This is a genomic window from Pseudonocardia sp., assembly GCF_025465255.1.
Classification (GTDB): Bacteria; Actinomycetota; Actinomycetes; order Mycobacteriales; family Pseudonocardiaceae; genus Pseudonocardia.
The window spans coordinates 1-19,793 of record NZ_JAODNI010000128.1 but is presented as its reverse complement, the minus strand read 5'-3'; the positions used below and the strand labels follow the sequence as shown (position 1 = coordinate 19,793).

Sequence of the window (19,793 nt, the reverse complement as noted above, 5' to 3'; positions counted from 1 at the left end):
GGGGCTCGCCTACCCGTCCTCGAAGGCTGCGCTGAACATGCTCACCAGCCAGTACGCCAAGAACTTCCCGCAGATCCGGATCAACGCCGTCGACCCCGGCTACACCGCCACCGACCTCAACGGGCACGGCGGCACCCAGTCCGTCGAGGAAGGCGCCGAGGCCATCGTGGCGATGGCCACGATCGACCCGGACGGGCCCACCGGCGGCTTCTTCGACCGCCACGGCGTGGTGCCCTGGTAGGTCGTCACACCGGGTGTGGACCACCCGCCAGCACCCGTCGCTGGTGACCGGTGGCAGCCGCGGCCTGGGGTTCGCTGCCGCCCAGGCGCTCGTCTCCGAAGGTGCCCAGGTGGTGCTCAGCTCCCGGAACGAGGCGTCGGTGGCAGCGGCCGCGACCCGCCTGGCAGAGAGCTCCACTGCGGCCGGGAATGCCGCCTGGATTGCTGCGGACAACGGCGAGCCCGCGGCGGCTGCCCGGCTGGTGGAGGCGGCACAGGACCGTTTCGGTCGATTGGACGGCGCACTGGTCAGCGTGGGCGGGACGCCGTCCGGAACCGGTCTGGACACGACCGACGATGCCTGGCGCTCCGGATTCGAGGAGGTCTTTCTCGGTGCTGTCCGCCTGGCCCGGGACTTCGTGCGGCTCGTCGGGGACCAGAGCGGCAACGGGGCCGCGACCGGGACCGGCGCCTCCCTCGTCTTCGTGCTGGCCGCCTCCGTACGCGTTCCCCTGCCGAACCTCCCGGTGTCCAACGGTCTGTTCCCGGGTCTGGCCGGGGTGGTGAAGATGCTCGCCGGTGAACGCGATGCCGGGCTGATCGCCGGGCACGATCGCGAAGACGTGCGTGTCCGTCTCCTCCAGGACGCCCTCGAGCACGGTCACATCGGAGACCTTGCTGCCCGTGGAGAAGGACTTCCGGCCGTTGTAGACGAGGTGGTCGCCCGCGTCCCGGATCACCACGTCCGCGTCCCGGGGGTTGACCGCGCCGCCGAAGAACCAGCGGTTGCGGGTGGCCGGCGATCTGCTCGGGCGTGCCGGCCAGGCGCGCGGCCCGGAACCAGAGGTAGTGGTAGCCGAGGAGCTGGCCGATGGAGCCGTCCCCGGCGGGCGACCCCGCGGACGACCCGGTGGGCCAGCGGCCACTCCTGGCCCGCGCCGCCGTGCGCGGTGGGGCCGAGCAGGGTGACGAGGCCGGAGCCCTTGAGCAGCGCGACCTCGTCGTAGAGGGTGGCGCCGGCTCGGTCGCGGGCGACGGCGTCGGCCTCCAGGATCTCGCGCACCTCGCGGGCCCGGGCGATCCACCCGTCGGCGGAGGTGGGTGCGGGGCGGGTGGCCCAGCCGGGGGGCGGCCGTCCGATCGTTCTCGATCGTCGTCACGGTTCACGTGCCTTCCGGGGTGATTTCGGCAGGCGAGAAGAGGCTTTTCGCGCACGTCGCGAAAAGCCGGAGAAAGGGGTGGAGAATTCGTTCCGGCGGTCGGGAGGACGACACCGGCGACCGGAGTTCGGAGAGGAGTTCAGCTCAGGAAGACGTCACCGAGCTGCGAAGATGTGGCGCGCGAGGGTGCAGGTCCCGCGATCGGTACTACCGACAGGCGGTGGACACCACACGAAACAGATCGACGTGACGTCGACGGGTGAGTTCCTGCGTAACCACGATCTCTACTCTCGTGAAGAACGGGGGTAATGTCAAGTGCAAGAAAGGGGTGACGGCCGGTGGGAATTGCCCACCGGCCGTCGCGGGAAGTGCTTGTGCCGGGGCGGGTGGCTCAGCGCGCGGCGGTGACCAGCTCGCGCCCGCCGAGCGCGGCCTCCTTCTCGCGGATGATCGGCAGGACGTGGCGGCCGAAGTACTCGACCTCCTCCTGGAAGTGGAGGTAGCCGAGCAGCAGCAGGTTCGCGCCGCGCCGCTTGTACTCGATCGCGCGGTCCGCGATCTGCTCGGGCGTGCCGATGAGCTGCGTGCGGAAGCCGTCGTTGTACTGGACGAGGTCGGCGAACGAGGAGTCCGCCCACATGCCGCGCTTGTCCCCGGTGGAGTTCCCGGCCTGCTGCACGGCCGCCCGGAAGCCCTCGACGGCGGGGGTGTTCGCCTTGGCGATGATCTCGCGGAGGGTCTCGCGCGCCTCCTTCTCGGAGTCACGGGCGATCATGAAGCCGTTGAGCCCGAACCTCGGCGTGCGGCCCACCTCGGCGGCGTGCGCGTTCACCTCGGCGACCTGCTCGGAGAAGCCCTCGTAGTCCTCGCCGTTGCTGAAGTACCAGTCGGACACGCGCCCGCCGTTGCGCCGGGCCGCGGTGGAGTTCCCGCCCTGGAAGATCTCGGGGTGCGCCCGGCCGGGGACCGCGAGCGGCTTGGGCTTCAGGTCGTAGCCGTGGATCCGGTAGAAGTCGCCCCGGAACTCCGCACTGTCGCTGGTCCAGATCTCACGCAGGACCCGGATGAACTCCTCGGACCGGCGGTAGCGCTCGTCGTGCTCGAGCCACGGCTCGCCGAGGGCGGTGAACTCGTCCTTGAGCCAGCCGCTGACCACGTTGACGGCGACGCGGCCGCCCGAGAGGTGGTCCGCGGTGGCGACCCACTTCGCGAGCACCGCGGGCTGCCAGAGCCCGGGGTGGACGGCGGCGATCACCTTCAACCGCTCGGTGGCGAGCAGCAGGGCGAGGGAGAAGCTGGTGGACTCGTGCTGGTGGTCCGCGCCGTAGCTGGCCATGTAGCGGACCTGGGACAGCGCGTACTCGAAGCCGTTGTCCTCGGCGGTCCGGGCCAGCTTCTTGTTGTACTCGTAGCCCCAGTCGGTGCGCTGCTCGATGGTGCTGGTGACGAGGCCACCGCTGACGTTGGGTACCCAGTAGGCGAACTTCAGGGGCTCGGTCGAGGGCGTGACGGACACAGAGTTCTCCTGTGGAAAGGGGGGTCAGGTACGGCGAGGTGGTCGTGAGGTGCGCAGAGCTATCGACACGCGCAGGAGACGACACGCAGCTGATCCACATGACGTCTGCGCGTCAAGGGAGTCCTGGCCACGACACGACTCGACCAGACGGGGTAGCCGCTGTCAACCCGGGCGTCCCGCACGTACCGAGCCGCCGAGGCGGGCGGCGGTTCGTCCTGGTGGGAAACCGGCTGGTCATCACCGGGACACCCGGGCGTAGCCGGGCCTTCCTACCGTCACCGCAGCAGCGGGCGACGTGAGGGGTGCGATGTGACGGTGACCGCCGGCGAGGTCCGCGAGGGCGACTACGGGACGAAGGTGGTCGCCGTCGAGCCCGGCGGCGCCGAGTTCATCCCGCCGGGGGAGAGACACGGGCGGCCGCTCAACCTGCTGTGGACCTGGATGTCGCCGAACCTCGAGTTCGCGACGGTCTTCGTGGGCGTCATCTCCGTCCTCTACTTCCGGCAGACCTTCGGCGAGGCGATCGCGGCCATCGTCGTGGGCACGGCGCTCGGGTCCCTCACCCACGGCGTGCTCTCCGCCCGCGGCCCCGGCATGGGCGTGCCGCAGATGGTGCTCAGCCGGATCGCGTTCGGCTTCCGGGGCAACGCGCTGCCGGCCGGGTTGAACGCGGTCATCGCCGGGATCGGCTGGTTCGCCGTCAACAGCGTCAGCGGGACGCTGGCCCTGTCCGTGCTGACCGGGATGCCCGCGCCGCTCTGCCTGGTGATCATCGTGCTGGTGCAGGTGGGCATCGCGTTCTTCGGGCACAACCTCGTGCACGTCTTCGAGCGGTGGGCGCTGCCCCTGCTCGCCGTGGCGTTCCTGCTCGCCACGATCTTCACGTTCACCGCGGCGACCCCCGGTGCGGTCGCGGGCAACACCGGCGGTGTCGGCGGCTTCCTGTTGACGGTCGGCGCGGCCTTCGGCTACGCCGCCGGGTGGAACCCCTACGCGACGGACTACACGCGCTACCTGCCGACGACGGCGAACGCGAAGCGGGCCGGTCTGTTCGCCGGGCTCGGGGTCTTCGTCTCCTGCACGATCCTGGAGATCGTCGGCGCGGCCTCGGCGACGATCGCGACCACGCAGGAGAACCCGACCGCCGCGTTCACGGGACACCTGCCGTTGTTCGTCGCGGGCCTCACGCTGCTGGCCATCGCGATCGGCGCGATCTCCGCCAACGTGATCAACGTGTACTCGGGCGCGATGTCCTTCCTCGCGCTCGGTATCGAGCTGCCGCTGACCCTGCGCCGGGCGATCGTCGCGGGCGTGTTCGGGGTGATCGGGTTCGTCCTGGCGCTCACGGGCCTGGAGGACGCCGGGGAGAAGTACGAGGCGTTCCTGCTGATCATCGCCTACTGGATCGGGCCCTGGCTCGGCGTCTACCTCACGGACTGGTACCTGCGCCGCCGCCAGGACGAGGCCGCCCTGGCCGGCCTGCTGTTCGACAGGACCCACAACCCGTGGGGCGGGTTCGCCGCGATGCTGATCGCGATGGTCGCCTCGATCGTGCTGTTCTGCGCCCAGACCCTGTACACGGGTCCGGTGGCCGCGGCGTTCCCCGGCATCGGCGACCTGACCTTCGAGGTCGGCTTCGTCCTCGCCGCGGTGCTCTACGCCCTGTTCGGCGCGAAGGCCCGCCGTCAGCTCGTGTAGTGGTCCACGTGGGCGGCCCTGAGCTTGTACTTGAGGACCTTGCCGCCCACCGTCTCCGGCAGCGCGTCCGCGAAGACGATCGCCTTCGGCGTCTCGAAGCCGGCGAGACGCTCCTTGCAGAACGCCATGACGTCCGCCTCGACGGGCGTCGTGCCGGGTCGGGGCACGACGACGGCGGTGACGGCCTCGCCCCAGCGGTCGTGCGCGAGCCCGATCACCGCGGCCCGCAGCACGTCCGGATGCTCGTGCAGCACCGCCTCGACCCGCATGCTCGACACGTTCTCGCCGCCGGACTTCACGATGTCCTTGTAGCGGTCGACCATGATCCGCAGGCCGTCCCCGTCGACCGTCGCGCTGTCGCCCGAGTGGAACCAGCCGCCGCGGAACGCCTCGGCCGTGGCCTCGGGGTTGCGGTAGTAGCCGGCGGTCATGATGGGCGAGCGGTAGACGGCCTCGCCGGGTTCGCCGCGCACGGGCTCGCCCAGCTCGTCGACGACGTCGGAGGCGAGCAGCGGGCTGGGCACCCCCACGTAGTTGACGGCCGGGGCGCTGCGCCGGTGCACCTCCGGCCACCTCGTGGGCCAGAACCGGTGGCAGGCGATCGCCTCGGTCTGGCCGAAGATCCCGAGCGTGACGAGCTTGCGCCCGACCCGCGCGTCAAGGTTCTCGAGCAGGCCGGGGGAGAGCGCGCCCCAGCCGTAGACGAGCGTGGTGAGGGTCGTGACGTCCAGCTCCGGACGACGCTCCAGCTCGTCGGTCAGCGCCGCGACGAACTGGGGCGAACCGGCCCACAACGCCGTCGCCCGCTCCTCGGCCAGGGCCTCGGCGACCGGTCCCGGCGCGGGCCTGCGCCCGATGATCACCGTGCCGCCGGCGAGCATCGCGCCGAGCGGGAACAGCACGTCCCCGATGTGGTAGATCAGCGGCAGGAACGTGACGAGCCGCAGGTCCGCCTCGTGCGGCAGGCCGCGGCTGAGCGACAGCGCGAAGTTCATCCCCGCCAGGTGGGCGTAGGTGTGGGAGAGCATCACGCCCTTGGGCATGGCCGTGGTGCCCGAGGTGAACAGCAGCTGGAAGATGTCGTCGCCGTGGATCTCGACGTCGGGCTCGGTCGTGGGCTGCCCGTCCAGGAGTTCGGTGAAGGTCCGGCTGCCCGCGACGGCACCGCCGCCGACGGTGATCGTGGCGCCGACGGTGAGGCCGGTGGCGGCGAAGGGCGCCTCGGCGCGGGGCCACAGCTCGGCGTCGACGAGGGCGAACCGGGGTTCGGTGAGCCGGATCAGGTGCTCGAGGACATCCGGGGCCAGGTTCGGGTTCAGCGGCACCGCGACCATCCCGGCCTTGGCGATGCCGAACTTCGCCAGGTAGGCCTCGATCGAGTTCTCGCAGATCAGCAGCACCCGGTCCCCGGGCTCCAGCCCCGCCGCCGCGAGCGCGTGCGCGAGCCGGTTCGCGGTCTCGTCCGCCTCGCGGTAGGTGACGGCGGCGAAGCGCTCGTCCCCGTACGCCCCGGGGCGCCCGGCGACCGCGACCTGGTCCGGGTAGCTCCAGGTCAGCCGCTCGAAGACGTCGCCGAGGGCGGTGCGTTCCCAGCGGTTCACCGCGCGCCGCCCGCGCAGGGTCTCCACATCGATCCGCGAGTCGTCCGGGAGGTCGGATCCGTGCGGTGCGAAGGGCAGTCCGGTGGTGTCGCTGCTGGTGACGCTCATGCCCGTTCAGCTCCCTTGCTGGTGGCCTGGCGGTCAGCATGGCGTGACCCCGGCCACGTCGGCAAGAGCTAAGTCACCGCAGGTTCACTCGCGAGCGCTGCCGGGGCGGTGACCCCGAGGCAGGCGTGCGCCATCTCGTCGAGCAGTTCGGCGAGCCGCTCCGGGGCCAGCCCGCTGCGGAAGAACAGGGTGGACTGGATCGCCCCGACGGCCGCGTGCACCGCCAGCCGCAGCTCCCCGTCCGCCAGGTCCCGGCGCAGCGGGGCGAGCACGTGGACCCACTCCTCGATGTAGTGGCGCTGCGCGCGGCGCAGCCGGCGGCGCTCGTCCTCGGGCAGGTTGTGGATCTCCCGGTGGTAGACGGCGAGCACGGTGCGGTCCTGGATTGCGACCCGGATGTGGTCCCTGATCAGGGCGGACAGGGCGGTTCGATCGTCCGCGCCGCTGGTCAGGATCTCCCCGGCGCCGGCCTGCAGCCGGCTCATCACCCCGTCCAGCAGGGCAATGAGGATCGCGTCCTTGCTGTCGAAGTGACGATAGATCCCGGAGCCGACGATCCCGGCCTCGGCGCCGATGTCCGCCATGCCGACGGTGTGGAACCCCCGGCGCGCGGCGAGCTCGGCCGCCGCGGCGAGGATCCGTTCCCGCCGGCCGGGATCGCGCCGGCGTCGGGCCCCGGAGGGGGCGGAGGCGGTCATCTGGTCATCATGGCAGGGACGCGCTAAGGTCGCCATGAGTGAACCGCGAATCACTCGCGGGTCGCGAAGCAGGTGAGCGCGACCGGGAGCAGAGCGTCAGCTGGATCAGGCATCACCTGGATCAGGGCACCACCGAGATCAGGAGTCACCGTGGACTTCGTCGAGAGCGACGAGCACCGCGACCTGCGCGCCGCGGTCGGGAGCATCGCCGCGCCGTACGGCGGGAGCTACTACGCCGAGCACGCCCGCGCAGGGGAACCGTGCGCCGAGCTCTGGAAGGACCTCGGGGACGCCGGGTTCGTCGGCGTCAACGTGGGCGAGGAGTACGGCGGGGGCGGCGGCGGCCTGGTCGAGCTCGCGCTGGTCTGCGAGGAGATCGCGGCCCAGGGTGCGCCGATCCTGCTGCTCCTGGTCTCGGCGGCGATCTCGGCCGAGGTGATCGAGGAGTTCGGCAGCGACGAGCAGCGCAAGGACTGGCTGCCCGGGCTCGCGAGCGGCCGGACGAAGGTCGTCTTCGCGATCACCGAGCCGAACGCCGGCTCCAACACCCATCAGCTCTCCACCACCGCCACCCGCTCCGGCGACGAGTGGGTGGTCAACGGCGAGAAGTACTACATCTCCGGGGTCGACGAGGCGGAGGCGCTGCTGCTCGTCGCGCGCAGCGGCAAGGACGCGAACGGCAACGCCAAGCTCTCCCTGTTCCTCGTCCCGACGGACGTGCCGGGCCTGCAGAAGACCCGTCTGCCCGTCGACGTGATGCTCCCCGAGAAGCAGTTCACCCTGCACTTCGACGACGTCCGGCTCCCCGCCTCCGCACTCGTCGGCGAGGAGGGCGCCGGGTTCCGCCAGGTGTTCCACGGCCTGAACCCGGAGCGGATCACCGGTGCGGCGCTGTGCGTCGGCATCGCCCGCTACGCGCTCACCAGGGCCTCCCGGTACGCGAACGACCGCCAGGTCTGGGACCGCCCGATCGGCGCCCACCAGGGGATCTCGCACCCGCTGGCGAAGGCCAAGGTCGAGACCGAGCTGGCCGCGCTGATGACGCGGAAGGCCGCCTGGCTGCACGATCAGGGGCTCCCGGCGGGCGAGGCGTCCAACATGGCGAAGTACGCGGCCGCCGAGGCCGCGGTCGCCGCGATCGACGCCGCGATACAGACCCACGGCGGCAACGGCGTGGCCGCCGAGTTCGGCCTGCTGCCGTACTGGGGGCTGGCCCGGCTGCTCCGGATCGCGCCGGTGAGCCGCGAGATGATCCTCAACTTCGTCGCCCAGCACAGCCTGGGCCTCCCGCGGTCCTACTGAGACGGAGACCGTCATGGACCTCACCGAGAACCTCATCCAGCGGATCAACATCGGGGACTCGCTGACCCGCACCGCCGCCGTCCGGCCCGCGCAGCTCGCGGTGGTCGACGGGGACCGGAGCTGGACCTACGGCGAGTTCAACACCTGGGTCAACCGGCTCGCGCACGGACTCGCCGGGCGCGGCTACTCCCGTGGGGACGCCCTGGCGCTGGCCTCGGCGAACAGCGCCGAGTTCCTCGCCGTCTACTACGCGTGCGCCAAGCTCGGGGTCGTCTGCGTGCCGATCAACCTCGGCTGGCGGCCGGACGAGGTGGCCTACGTGCTCGGGCACTCCGAGGCCCGCGGGATGGTCGTGGAGAGCCAGCTCGTCCCGGCGCTGAGCGAGGCCGTCGCGAAGGTCTCGGACGTCGAGGACGTGATCGTCGCGCCGGGGACGCACGCGGAGTACCCGGCGGAACCCGCCGACCGGCACTGGTCCACCACCGACGAACTGCTGGCCGACGACGCGTCGGAACCCGAGTGCGTCGTCGACGACACCGACGGGCTCAGCTACCTCTACACGTCCGGCACCACGTCGTTCCCGAAGGGCGTCGTCGGCACGCACAAGGCGATCTACCTGGGCTCGATGTCCGGGGCGCTGGAGGGCGGCTGGAGCGCGGCGGACCGGTTCACGGCGATGATGCCGATGTTCCACACCGCCCAGCTCAACGCGTTCTGCACGCCCGCGGTCATGGTCGGCGCGACGATCCACGTGCTCCGCGGCTTCGATCCGCAGGTCTTCCTGGACACGATCGAGCGGGAGCGGATCACCCAGGTCTTCGGGCTGCCGATGATGTTCCGCGCGGCGCTGGACCACCCGTCGTTCACGGGCCGGGACCTCTCGTCGCTCAAGCGGGCGGTCTACGCGATGGCGCCGATGCCCGACGCCTTGATCCGGGCTTGTCTGGAGGGCTTCGGCTGCGACTTCGCGCTGCTCTTCGGTCAGACCGAGATGAGCCCGGTGACCACGCTGTTCCGCCCCGAGCACCAGCTCACGCACATCGGCGCGGTCGGCACGCCGATCACCGGGGTGCAGGTCGGGATCATGGCCCCGGACGGGCGGCTGCTCCCGCAGGGCGAGCAGGGCGAGATCGTCTACCGCGGCCCGTCGACCATGCAGGGGTACCTGCGCAACTCCGACGCCACCGCGGCGGCGTTCGCCCACGGCTGGTTCCACTCCGGGGACGTCGGCCGGTTCGACGCGGACGGCGTGCTCTGGTTCGCGGACCGCTACAAGGACGTGATCAAGACCGGTGGCGAGAACGTGGCGTCGATCGAGGTCGAGAAGGCGGTCTACGCGGCGGACCCGTCCGTGGCGGAGGTCGTGGTGGTCGGGCTGCCGCACGAGCGCTGGAGCGAGGCGATCACCGCCGTCGTCGTGCCGAAGCCGGGGGAGACCGTCGACCCGGACGCGCTGGTCGCGGCGCTCAAGCAGCGGCTCGACGGCTACAAGGTCCCGAAGTCCGTGATCGTCACCGACGACCTCCCGCGGACCTCCACCGGGAAGATCCAGAAGAACCTGGTCCGCGAGGCCAACGCGGCGCACTACGGGAGCTCCTGACATGCCGGTCCTGAAGTCCCTGCTCGATCTCTCCTCCGAGACGTACGCGGGCAACCGGAAGAACCAGCTCGCGGTGCTCGACCAGCTCGACGAGCAGCTCGAGCTGGCCGTCGCCGGCGGCGGCGAGCGCTACATGAAGCGGCACCGGGACCGCGGCAAGCTGCCCGCGCGCGAGCGCATCGAGCTGCTGCTGGACCCGGACAGCCCGTTCCTGGAGCTCTCCCCGCTGGCCGCCTGGGGCACCGAGTTCGCCGTGGGCGCCAGCGAGATCACCGGGATCGGCGTCGTGTCCGGGGTGGAGTGCGTGCTCATCGCGCACGACCCCACGGTCCGCGGCGGGGCGATGAACCCGTACTCGTTGAAGAAGACGCTGCGCGCGTTGGAGATCGCCCGGATCAACCGGCTCCCGGTGATCAACCTCGTGGAGTCCGGCGGCGCGGACCTGCCCACCCAGGCGGACCTGTTCGTCCCCGCCGGGCGGATCTTCCACGAGCTCACCGAGCTGTCCTCGATGGCGATCCCGACCGTTGCCCTGGTGTTCGGCAACTCGACGGCCGGCGGCGCGTACGTCCCGGGCATGTGCGACTACGCGGTGCTCGTGGACAAGCAGGCCAAGGTGTTCCTCGGCGGCCCGCCGCTGGTCAAGATGGCCACCGGCGAGGACGCGGACGACGAGTCCCTCGGCGGGGCGGAGATGCACTCCCGCGTGTCCGGGCTGAGCGACTACTTCGCCGCGGACGAGCACGACGCCATCCGGCTGGGCCGGGAGATCATGTCCCGGATCAACTGGCACAAGCTCGGGCCCGCGCCGGTGGCCGACCCGGCGCCGCCGCTCTACGACCCGGACGAGATCCTCGGCATCGTCCCCACGGACACGAAGGTCCCGTTCGACCCGCGGGAGATCCTGGCCCGCACCGTCGACGGCTCGGACTTCGACGAGTACAAGCCGCTCTACGGGACGTCGCTGGTCACCGGCTGGGCGCAGATCCACGGCTATCCGGTCGGTGTGCTCGCCAACCACCGCGGGGTGCTGTTCAGCGAGGAGGCCAAGAAGGCGTCCGAGTTCATCCTGCTGGCGAACCAGACGGACACGCCGCTGATCTTCCTGCAGAACACCACCGGCTACATGGTCGGCACGGACTACGAGCAGGGCGGGATCATCAAGGACGGCGCGAAGATGATCAATGCCGTCACGAACAGCCAGGTCCCGCACCTGACGATCAACATGGCGTCGTCGTTCGGGGCGGGCAACTACGGCATGTCCGGGCGCGCCTACGACCCGCGGCTCATGTTCGCCTGGCCCGGCGCCAAGCTCGCGGTGATGGGCGCGGCCCAGCTCGCCGGCGTCATGTCGATCGTCGGGAAGGCCTCCGCGGCGTCGCAGGGCAAGCCCTTCGACGACGAGGCGGACGCGCGGCGGACCGCGCAGATCGAGGCGCAGATCGAGGCGGAGTCGCACTCGTTCTACGTCACCGCCCGGCTCTACGACGACGGGATCATCGATCCCCGGGACACCCGCACCGTGCTGGGGATGTCGCTGTCGGCCGTCCACTCGACCACCGTCGCCGGCCGCCGCGGCTTCGGCGTCTTCCGGATGTGAGGACCGTGATCCACAAACTGCTGGTCGCGAACCGCGGGGAGATCGCCGCCCGCGTCATGCGCACCGCGCACGCCCTCGGGATCTCGACCGTCGCCGTCTTCTCCGACCCCGACGCCGACGCCCCGTTCGTGAAGGCTGCCGACGAGGCGGTGCGGCTGCCCGGTGCCGCCCCGACGGACACCTACCTCCGGGCCGACCTCGTGATCGCCGCCGCGAAGGCGACGGGTGCGGACGCGGTGCACCCCGGGTACGGGTTCCTCTCCGAGAACGCGCAGTTCGCGCGGGACTGCGCCGAGGCGGGGCTGACGTTCGTCGGGCCGTCGCCGGAGGCCATCGCGTCCATGGGCTCCAAGCTGGAGGCCAAGGCGCTCATGGAGAAGGCCGGGGTCCCGGTGCTGCCGGGAGCGACCGTGACCGAGGAGACGGACCTCGGGGCCGTCGCTGCGGGGATCGGGTTCCCGGTGCTGGTCAAGGCCGCGTTCGGGGGTGGCGGGCGCGGCATGCGGGTCGTGCACACGCCCGCCGAGCTGGCCGACGCCGTCGACGGCGCCCGGCGCGAGGCCGCGTCCGCCTTCGGCGACGGGACGGTCTTCCTCGAGCGGTTCGTCGTCGACCCGCGGCACATCGAGGTGCAGATCCTCGGCGACGCCCACGGCAACGTCGCGCACCTGTTCGAACGCGAGTGCTCGATCCAGCGGCGGTACCAGAAGATCGTCGAGGAGAGCCCGTCCCCGGTCGTCGACGACGCGCTGCGGGCCGAGCTGGGCGAGGCCGCCGTCGCCGCGGGCAGGGCGATCGCCTACTCCGGCGCCGGGACCGTCGAGTTCGTGCTGGACCAGGACGGGAAGTTCTTCTTCCTCGAGGTCAACACGCGGCTGCAGGTCGAGCACCCGGTCACCGAGCTGGTCACGGGGCTGGACCTGGTGGAGCTGCAGCTGCGGATGGCCGAGGGTGAACCGCTGCCGGAGTCCGTCACCGGGGCGGAGATCTCCGGTCACGCGATCGAGGTCCGGCTCTACGCGGAAGACGTCCCGGCGGGCTTCCTGCCCGCGACCGGGACGCTGCACCGCTTCCGGATCCCGGACCTCCCCGGTGTCCGCGTCGACAGCGGCGTCGTCGACGCGTCGGTGGTCGGGACCCACTACGACCCCATGCTGGCGAAGGTGATCGCGCACGGCCGCACCCGGCTCGACGCCGCCCGGACCCTGGCCCGCGCGCTGCGGCAGGCCGAGCTGCACGGCGTCACGACGAACCGGGACCTGCTCGTCGGGGTTCTGCGCGAGGAGGAGTTCCTCGCGGGGAAGACGGACACGGGCTACCTCACCCGGCACGACCCGGCCGAACTGGGCGCGACGGCCGGGGGTGGCATCCGGCAGGCCGCCGCGGCCGCGCTCGCCGCCCAGGCCGGCAACCGGGCGTCGGCGCGCGTCCTCGGCGGGCTCCCGTCGGGCTGGCGCAACGTCGGCGGGGCGCCGCAGCGAACGAGCTACACGCTGGGGGAGCGGACCCTCGAGGTCGCCTACCGGCTCAACCTCCACGGCCGCGGCCTGGACCTGCGGGTCGACGGCGAGTCGATCGGCGGATCCGTCGCGCTGCTGTCCGCGAGCCCCGACGCCGTCGAGCTCGAGATCGACGGCGTGCGCCGGGCCTACGCGGTGCACCGCACCGCGGGCTGGTCCTTCGTGGACGGCCCGGACGGGTCCGCGGCGCTCGCCGAGGTTCCGCGCTTCGCCGACCCGAACGCCGTCGCCCATGCGGGATCGCTGCTGGCCCCGATGCCGGGGTCGGTGGTCCGGGTGCTGGCCGAGGCCGGTGCGGCCGTCACCGCGGGGCAGGCGCTCGTCGTCCTGGAGGCGATGAAGATGGAGCACACGGTGACCGCGCCCGTCGACGGGACGGTGGCCGAGGTGAACGTCGGGCCGGGGGACCAGGTCGACACCGGCCAGGTGCTCGCCGTGGTGGAGGAGCCGGAAGAGTGAGCGGGCCGCCGTCGGCAGCCTTGCGCTCGGCGCCGGCGGTGGCAGGGTTCGAGGCGTTCCGGCGACGAGGCCGGGCCGGGGACGATCACACGGTGGGCGGTAGCCAGCTATGAACATCGCGAACCTCCTGCGGCGCAGTGCCGCGGACCACGCGGGACAGGTCGCGCTGCGCCTGGACGACACCGAGATCGGTTACGGCCACTTCGCGGACATCGGCGGCCGGTTCGCCGCCCACCTGATCGCCGAGGGCGTCGCGCCGGGGGACCGGATCGGGTTCTTCCTGCCCAACTCCCTCGAGTACCTGCCCGGCCTGCTCGGCGCCTGGCAGGCCGGCGCTGTCGGCGTACCGCTGAACCACCTCTTCCCGGACGGCCCGCTGAGGCACGCGATCCTGGACTCCGGTGCGCGGTACGTGCTCGCGTCGCCGGGCGACGCGGCGCGACTGGAGTCGGTGCTCGACGGAGCTGCGGTGGAGATCCTCACGACCGGACCGGGCGGGGGGTTCGAGCAGGCGATCGCCGCCCACGATCCGCGGCGCGACGTCGCCCCGCGGCTGGACCGGGACGACGCCCTGCTGATGTACACCTCCGGCTCCACCGGCGTGCCCAAGGGCGTCCGGCAGACCCACCGGAACATCACCGCGCAGGTCGACGGCGTCGTCGACCTCTACGAGATCACCGCGGCCGACCACGTGCTGAACTGCATGCCGCTCTTCCACGTCGGCGGGCTGCAGCTGGCGAGCCTGCCGGTCCTGCTGCGTGGCGGGCAGATCACGTTCATGCCGAGATGGGACCCGCTGCGCTGGCTGGATCTCGCGAAGCGCCTGCGGCCGACCTACGGCGGCCTCATCTCCACGATGATGATCGACGTCGGGAACCGGACGGTCGGGTCGCCGGTCGTGCTCGACTCGTTCCGGGTCTGCATGTTCGGCGGTTCCCGGACGCCCACCGCGGCGATCGAGCGGCTGGCCGCGGGGACCGGGATCGAGGGCGTCGAGATCTACGGGCAGACCGAGCAGAGCGGGCTCGTCGTGTCCTACGGCGTCGGGGACCCGCGGCGACCGGGCTCGATGGGGAAGCCGCTGGAGCAGGTCGTGAGCACGCGGCTCGTGCCGCCGGACGGCGGTGACGACCTGGAACCCGGATCGACCGAGGTCGGCGAGCTGTGGGTGCAGGGCGACGCCGTCACCCCCGGGTACTGGCACCTCGACGTGCCGGAGAAGTGGGTGGACGGCTGGTTCCGCACCGGTGACCTGATGTCCCGGGACGCCGACGGCTACCTGTACTACGTCGACCGGATCGACGACATGATCGTCTCGGGCGGGGAGAACATCTTCCCGCAGATGGTCGAGGAGCACCTCGCGGGCCACCCGGACCTGGCCGAGGTCGCCGTGATCGGCACGCCGCACGAACGCTGGGTCGAGCAGGTGACCGCCGTCGTCGTGCCGACCCGGGCGGGGCTCACCCCGGACGAGGTGGCCGAGTGGTGCGCGACCAACCCGAACCTGCGCGGGATGCATCGGCCCCGCCGGATCGAGGTCGTGGACGCGTTGCCGCGCACCGGGAGCGGCAAGCTGAACCGGCCCGAGCTGCGGAGGATGTTCCCGTGAGTGACGTGGTGCGCTACGAGGTGACCGACGGGGTCGCCTGGCTGACGATCGACCGCCCCGAGGCCCGTAACGCGCTCAGCAAGGACGTCCGGGACGGGCTCTGGGCGGGCACCCGCCGGTTCGTCGCCGACGACGACGCCGCGGTCCTCGTCGTCACCGGCGCCGGGGACAAGGCGTTCTGCGCGGGCGGGGACCTCAAGGAGATGGCCGAGACCTCCCTGGAGGTCCCGCCGCCGGACTTCCTGCCCCAGTTCGGCCGCAACATCGACGTGCCGAAGCCGACGATCGCGGCCGTCAACGGCGTCGCCTATGCGGGCGGGTTCCTGCTCGCCCAGCAGTGCGACCTCGTCGTCGCGTCGGACCACGCGCGGTTCGCGATCAGCGAGGTCAAGGTCGGGCGGGGGTCGCCGTGGGCCGCGCCGCTGTCCTGGCTCGTGCCGCCGCGGGTCGCGTTGGAGATCCTGTTGACCGGGGACCCGCTGGACGCGGCCCGGGCGAAGGCGTACGGGCTGGTCAACCACGTCGTCCACGCCTGCGACCTGCGCGACCACACGCAGTCGCTCGCCCGGCGGATCGCCGCCAACGCGCCGCTCTCGGTCCGCGCCGCCAAGCAGACCGCCTACCTGTCCGCGCATCACGATCTCGTCGACGCGTACGACCGCGCCGAGGAGATCTGGGCGCCGGTGTATCGCTCGGCCGACGCGCAGGAGGGCCCGGCGGCGTTCCGGGACAAGCGCGCACCGGTCTGGAAGGGGAGATAGCTCATGCCCGTCTCGATGGACGCGCTCGCCGACGACCTCGTTGCCGAGTCCGCGGTGCTGCGGGCGCTACTGGCCGATCTCGACGAGGCCGGCTGGCGCCGGGAGACACCCGCGGAAGGCTGGACGATCGCCGACCAGGTCTCGCACCTGGCCTACTTCGACGACGTCGCGGTGCAGTCCGCGACGGACCCGGACGCGTTCAACGCGGAGCTGGAACGGCTGGACGCCGAGGGCGGGGTGAACCCGGACTCGATCGCCGCCCGGTACCGCGGCCTGTCGGGCGCGGAGATGCTGCACTGGTTCGACCTGTCCCGGGAGCGCCTGGCCAGCACGTTCCGGAGGCTCGACCCGTCGACCCGGGTGCCGTGGTTCGGCCCGGCGATGAGCGCGGCGTCGTCGCTGACCGCGCGGATCATGGAGACCTGGGCCCACGGGCAGGACGTCGCCGACGCCGTCGGAGTGCTGCGCGAGCCGACGGACCGGCTGCGCCACGTCGCGCACATCGGCGTCGGCGCGCGGGCCTTCAGCTACGCCGTCCGCGGAAGGGACCTGCCCCCGGAGCCGATCCGGGTGGAGCTCGACGCCCCGGGCGGCGGGCTCTGGACCTGGGGGCCGGAGGACGCCGAGGACCGGGTGACGGGCACCGCGCTGGACTTCGCCCTCGCCGTCACCCAGCGCCGGCACCAGGACGACCTGGCCCTCACGATCACCGGTCCGCGGGCGACCGAGTGGATGACCATCGCGCAGGCCTTCGCCGGTGACGCCGGAGGTGGGCGCAAGCCGGGACAGTTCTCCGGAGGGACCGCATGACCCGCCCGATCAGGATCGGCAACTGCTCGGGGTTCTACGGCGACCGGATCTCCGCGGCCCGGGAGATGGTCGACGGCGGCGACATCGACGTCCTCTGCGGGGACTACCTCGCCGAGCTGACCATGCTCATCCTCGCGAAGGCGCAGGCCAAGGACCCGTCGGTGGGCTACGCGAAGACGTTCCTGACCCAGGTCGAGGACGTGCTCGGCAGCTGCCTGGAGAAGGGCATCCGGATCGTCGCGAACGCGGGTGGGCTGAACCCCGCCGGGCTCGCCGACGCGATCCGGGCCGTCGCGGAGAAGCTGGGTCTGGACGCGAAGGTCGCGCACGTCGAGGGCGACGACCTGCGCGGGTCGCTCTCCGCGATCACCCCCGAGGTGGTCGGTAAGCCGGTGTCCGCCAACGCCTACCTCGGCGGGTGGGGAATCGCGCAGGCCCTCGCCGCCGGTGCGGACGTCGTCGTGACCGGGCGGGTGACGGACGCGTCGCTCGTCGTCGGGCCGGCCGCGTGGTGGCACGGCTGGGAGGCGACGAACTGGGACGCACTGGCGGGCGCCGTCGTCGCCGGGCACGTGATCGAGTGCGGGCCCCAGGCCACCGGCGGCAACTACCCGTTCCTCGACGAGATCACCGACCGCCGGTACCCGGGCTTCCCGATCGCCGAGGTCGCGGCCGACGGCTCGTCGGTGATCACCAAGCACGACGGGACGGGCGGGCTGGTGTCCGTCGGGACCGTCACCGCCCAGCTGCTCTACGAGATCGCGGACCCCGCCTACCTCGGCCCGGACTGCACGACCCACTTCGACACGATCACCCTGGCGCAGCAGGGCGAGCACCGAGTGTCGATCTCCGGGGTGCGGGGGAGCCCGCCGCCGGAGACGCTGAAGGTCGCGCTGAACGACGCCGGCGGCTACCGGAACACGATGACGCTCGTGCTCACCGGGCTCGACATCGAGGCCAAGGCCGCCCACGCCGAGCAGCTGCTCTTCGAGGTCCTCGGCGGGCGGGACCGGTTCGCCGAGGTGGACGTCCGGCTGTTGCGGTTCGACACCCCCGACGCCCCGTCGAACGAGCGGGCCACCGCGCACCTGCGGGTCACGGTGAAGGACCCGGACCCGCGCAAGGTCGGCCGCGCGTTCTCCAACGCGACGATGGAGCTGGCGCTCGGCGGGTACGCGGGCTTCCACACGACGACGCCGCCGACCGCGGAGTCCGCCTACGGCGTCTACCGCCCCGCAGCGGTCCCGCGCTCCGCCGTCACACAGACCGTCGTGTTGCCGGACGGCGAGCGCCGCACGATCGCGGATCCGCCGTCTGCGGCTTCGCCGCCTGTGCGCGTGAAACCTCGTTCTAGCGAGGTTTCACGCGCACAGGGGGCGGTGAGCAGGCGGGTTCCGCTGGGCGCGGTGTGCGGGGCGCGGTCCGGGGACAAGGGCGGGAACGCGAACATCGGGCTCTGGACCCGCACGGACGAGGCCTACGGTTGGCTGCGGGAGTTCCTGACCGTCGATCGGGCCCGGGAGCTCCTGGGGCCCGAGGCAGCGGACCTGCGGATCGACGTCCACCAGCTGCCCGACCTGCGGGCCCTCAATGTCGTCGTGCACGGGATCCTCGGCGAGGGCGTCGCGTCGTCGACCCGGCCCGACCCGCAGGCGAAGGGCCTGGGCGAGTACCTGCGCAGCAGGCTGGTGGAGGTTCCGATCGACCTGATACCCGGGTAGCCTCTCGATACGGTCCGAAACGGATGGTATGGAGGAGATGATGGGGATGGAGTTGCACCAGTTGCGCTACTTCGTCGCCGTCGCCGAGGAACGCAGCTTCACCCGGGCCGCCTCCCGGCTGTTCCTCGCCCAGCCCTCGCTGTCGGTGCAGATCCGCAAGCTCGAGCAGGACGTCGGCGCCCGGTTGTTCGAGCGGACCGGGCGCCGGGTCGTGCTCACCGCCGCCGGCGACGTGCTGCTGGAGCACGCCGTCCGCGCACTCGGCGAGCTCGACCGTGGCCGGGAGCGCGTCGAGGAGGTCAACGGGCTGCGTGGCGGCCGCGTCTCGGTGGGCGTGCTGCCCAGCATCGGCGCCCGGCTCCTGCCCGACGTGCTGGCCGCGTTCCGCGAGGCGCACCCGGGCGTCACCGTGCGGGTGGTCGAGCACGACGTGTCCCGGGAGTTCGAGGAGCTCGTCCGCTCCGGCGAGCTGGACCTGGCCATGACCCGGTTGCCGACGACGCTGCGCGGCCTGGCCGCCGAGGTGCTGGTCCGGGAGCCGGTGGTGCTGCTCGTGCCCCCGGACCACCCGCTGCACGACCGCGACGGGGTGGACCTCGCCGAGCTCGCCGACGAGGACTTCGTCGGCATGCGGCCCGGGTACGGCCTGCGCGAGTTCGCCGACCGGCTGTGCACCGACGCCGGCTTCCTCCCGCGGGTGGTGCTGGAGACCGGGCAGCTGAGCATCGTGCACGGCATGGTGCGGGCCGGGATGGGCGTCGCGCTGCTGCCCCGGCTCGCCGCGGGCGACGGACCGGCCGTCGCGGTACGCGACGAGGCGGCGGTCCGGGAGCTCGGCGTGGTGTGGCGGGACAGCGCGCTCGCCTCGCCGCCCGTCGCCGCGTTCCGCAAGGTCCTGCTGGACTCCGGCCGGGGCCGGTCGGGCGGCCCCCGGGCCGACGGAGCCTAGGAGGGTCCTGCTCGACCTACGAGGCGGTGCGCATCGTCAGGCCGGCGAGGGAGATGACGTGGTCCTTCGTCTGCTCGTCGACGTGGACGCCGTAGCTGGTCGGGTAGTACCTCGTATTCTGAAATGCCTGAGGCTGTTTGAGTTCCTATGACGATCTGGTCGAAGTTGTAGGAACGGGTACGAGACCGGCGTCGCTGGAGTCGACCAGATGCATTCCCATGCCCGGCACGGCCTGCGCCACGACGGGTGGCTCGGGGGGAACGACGTAATCCTGCGGCACGTACCTCGCCTCGGGCGTATGTTCGGCCTTGGTGGCGAAGTTCGGGTCGGTCGGGTTGACGGCCTGCATCGTCGCCATGTCGGCCATGTCGAAGTGAACGTCGAAATGCGGATCGGGGAACAGGGCGACGGGGACGTGTCCCTGGGGATTCGAGTTGAACATGACGTGGTCGAACGCGGTCG

The 19,793-nt window shown here is 71.7% G+C and carries 15 protein-coding genes and 2 pseudogenes; 12 read left to right on the top strand and 5 right to left on the bottom strand.

Annotated features, from left to right (window positions below; all coding sequences use genetic code 11):
- Positions 1-241 (top strand): SDR family NAD(P)-dependent oxidoreductase (locus tag JWP64_RS15940; protein ID WP_297497301.1); only part of this gene is annotated, 241 nt, incomplete at its 5' end.
- Positions 242-254: 13 nt separating this feature from the next.
- A pseudogene (locus JWP64_RS31550) lies at positions 255-605 on the top strand (SDR family NAD(P)-dependent oxidoreductase); the annotation flags it as partial.
- 195 nt (positions 606-800) lie between these two features.
- Here the strand turns inward: JWP64_RS31550 and JWP64_RS15935 are convergent.
- Together JWP64_RS15935 and sfnG are read right to left on the bottom strand one after the other, a co-directional pair.
- Positions 801-1,360, bottom strand: a pseudogene (locus JWP64_RS15935) (monooxygenase); the annotation flags it as partial.
- Positions 1,361-1,770: 410 nt separating this feature from the next.
- Positions 1,771-2,895, bottom strand: coding sequence for a dimethylsulfone monooxygenase SfnG (gene sfnG, locus JWP64_RS15930; protein WP_297497298.1), 1,125 nt, complete (start codon positions 2,893-2,895; stop codon positions 1,771-1,773).
- A 315-nt stretch (positions 2,896-3,210) separates the two neighbouring features.
- Here sfnG and JWP64_RS15925 point away from each other — a divergent pair, with 315 nt between their 5' ends.
- Positions 3,211-4,593 (top strand): cytosine permease, encoded by a 1,383-nt coding sequence (locus tag JWP64_RS15925; protein ID WP_297497296.1) that lies wholly within the window; start codon positions 3,211-3,213, stop codon positions 4,591-4,593.
- Here JWP64_RS15925 and JWP64_RS15920 read toward each other — a convergent pair.
- Both JWP64_RS15920 and JWP64_RS15915 read right to left on the bottom strand, forming a co-directional pair.
- The gene (locus tag JWP64_RS15920; protein WP_297497293.1) at positions 4,581-6,302 is read right to left on the bottom strand and encodes an AMP-binding protein; all 1,722 of its coding nucleotides are present in this window, start codon (positions 6,300-6,302) and stop codon (positions 4,581-4,583) included. The genes JWP64_RS15925 and JWP64_RS15920 overlap by 13 nt on opposite strands.
- 68 nt (positions 6,303-6,370) lie before the next feature.
- Positions 6,371-7,000, bottom strand: a complete 630-nt coding sequence (locus JWP64_RS15915; RefSeq protein WP_297497291.1) for a TetR/AcrR family transcriptional regulator — start codon at positions 6,998-7,000, stop codon at positions 6,371-6,373.
- A 150-nt stretch (positions 7,001-7,150) separates the two neighbouring features.
- On the opposite strand from JWP64_RS15915, the gene JWP64_RS15910 reads away from it, so the two are divergent.
- From JWP64_RS15910 to JWP64_RS15870, 9 genes are all read left to right on the top strand, one after another.
- The gene (locus JWP64_RS15910) at positions 7,151-8,302 is read left to right on the top strand and encodes an acyl-CoA dehydrogenase family protein (RefSeq protein WP_297497289.1); all 1,152 of its coding nucleotides are present in this window, start codon (positions 7,151-7,153) and stop codon (positions 8,300-8,302) included.
- A gap of 13 nt (positions 8,303-8,315) precedes the next feature.
- Entirely contained in the window at positions 8,316-9,902 is a 1,587-nt protein-coding gene (locus JWP64_RS15905) for an AMP-binding protein (protein ID WP_297497286.1), read from the top strand.
- Between the two features lies 1 nt (position 9,903).
- The gene (locus tag JWP64_RS15900) at positions 9,904-11,502 is read left to right on the top strand and encodes a carboxyl transferase domain-containing protein (protein WP_297497283.1); all 1,599 of its coding nucleotides are present in this window, start codon (positions 9,904-9,906) and stop codon (positions 11,500-11,502) included.
- A gap of 5 nt (positions 11,503-11,507) precedes the next feature.
- Positions 11,508-13,481, top strand: coding sequence for a biotin carboxylase N-terminal domain-containing protein (locus JWP64_RS15895; protein ID WP_297497280.1), 1,974 nt, complete (start codon positions 11,508-11,510; stop codon positions 13,479-13,481).
- A 109-nt stretch (positions 13,482-13,590) separates the two neighbouring features.
- On the top strand, positions 13,591-15,090 hold the full coding sequence (locus tag JWP64_RS15890) for a class I adenylate-forming enzyme family protein (protein ID WP_297497276.1): 1,500 nt from the start codon (positions 13,591-13,593) through the stop codon (positions 15,088-15,090).
- Positions 15,087-15,851, top strand: coding sequence for an enoyl-CoA hydratase-related protein (locus JWP64_RS15885; protein WP_297497273.1), 765 nt, complete (start codon positions 15,087-15,089; stop codon positions 15,849-15,851). Before JWP64_RS15890 ends, JWP64_RS15885 begins: the two co-directional genes overlap by 4 nt.
- 3 nt (positions 15,852-15,854) lie before the next feature.
- Complete coding sequence (locus JWP64_RS15880) at positions 15,855-16,661, top strand: TIGR03084 family metal-binding protein (RefSeq protein WP_297497270.1); 807 nt, start codon at positions 15,855-15,857, stop codon at positions 16,659-16,661.
- Positions 16,658-18,382, top strand: a complete 1,725-nt coding sequence (locus JWP64_RS15875; RefSeq protein ID WP_366890036.1) for an acyclic terpene utilization AtuA family protein — start codon at positions 16,658-16,660, stop codon at positions 18,380-18,382. Before JWP64_RS15880 ends, JWP64_RS15875 begins: the two co-directional genes overlap by 4 nt.
- Before the next feature lie 46 nt (positions 18,383-18,428).
- A complete protein-coding gene (locus JWP64_RS15870; protein WP_297497268.1) occupies positions 18,429-19,331 on the top strand; it encodes a LysR family transcriptional regulator in 903 nt (300 codons plus the stop codon).
- A 145-nt stretch (positions 19,332-19,476) separates the two neighbouring features.
- Here JWP64_RS15870 and JWP64_RS15865 read toward each other — a convergent pair.
- Positions 19,477-19,793: hypothetical protein (locus JWP64_RS15865; protein WP_297497265.1), on the bottom strand; the 317-nt coding region annotated here is incomplete at its 5' end.